The 817-nt window shown below is 70.4% G+C and carries 1 protein-coding gene; it reads left to right on the top strand.

The window, feature by feature from the left end; translation table 11 throughout:
• On the top strand, nt 1–786 hold a 786-nt coding region (locus FV234_RS25905), incomplete at its 5' end, for an outer membrane beta-barrel protein (RefSeq protein ID WP_147832454.1).
• Between the last annotated feature and the right edge of the window lie 31 nt (nt 787–817).

Below are 817 nucleotides of genomic sequence, written 5' to 3'. Positions count from 1 at the left end.
CCGGTGTTCACCTGGACCGGCGCCTACTTCGGTATCAACGCCGGCTACGGCTTCGATGCCAGCGAGCGCCGCGGCGCGACCGTCGTCGGCGTCTCGCCCGGCAACGCGATCTTCGCCGGCCCGGCCGGCGGCAACGTCGGCGGCGTGCTCGCCTTCGGCGGCAACCGCGCCAACGACGGCTTCACCGGCGGTGGCCAGGTCGGCTACAACTACCAGTTCACCCCGGGCTCGGGCGTCGTGATCGGCGTCGAGGCCGACGCCCAGTACGTCGACTTCGGGCAGGGCCGGAACCGCTTCTCGTCCGCCACCGTGGCTGGCGGCGGCATCCTGCCGGGCAACCTGATCTACAACCCGGCGGGCATCTCCAGCCTCGACTACTTCGGCACCGTGCGCGGTCGCCTCGGCTACGCCTTCGACCGCACCCTCGTGTACGGCACCGGCGGCTTCGCCTACGGCAGCGGCGGCGGCCGTGACTTCGGTTCGGGCGTGTCCCGCAACGACTTCCAGACCGGCTGGGCCGCCGGCGCCGGCGTCGAGTACGCCCTGCCGACCGACTCGTTCCTGAACTTCTTCCGCTCCTCGGCCGTGACGCTGAAGGTGGAAGGTCTGTACGTGAACCTCGACCAGAACGGCCGCAACAACGGCGCGTTCGCCACCAACTCGACCGGCACCGTGACCCTGACCTCGCCGGGCGTGACCGTCGTGCAGAGCGGCCTGAACCGCAACAACAGCACCGAGTTCGCTGTCGTGCGCGCCGGCCTGAACTACAAGTTCGGCTCGTACTAGGACCTTCGGGACCGGACGCGGCCCGCACCCC

The sequence above is a fragment of the Methylobacterium sp. WL8 genome (assembly GCF_008040045.1).
Lineage (GTDB): Bacteria > Pseudomonadota > Alphaproteobacteria > Rhizobiales > Beijerinckiaceae > Methylobacterium > Methylobacterium cerastii.
This window is presented reverse-complemented; position numbering and strand designations above follow the sequence as displayed.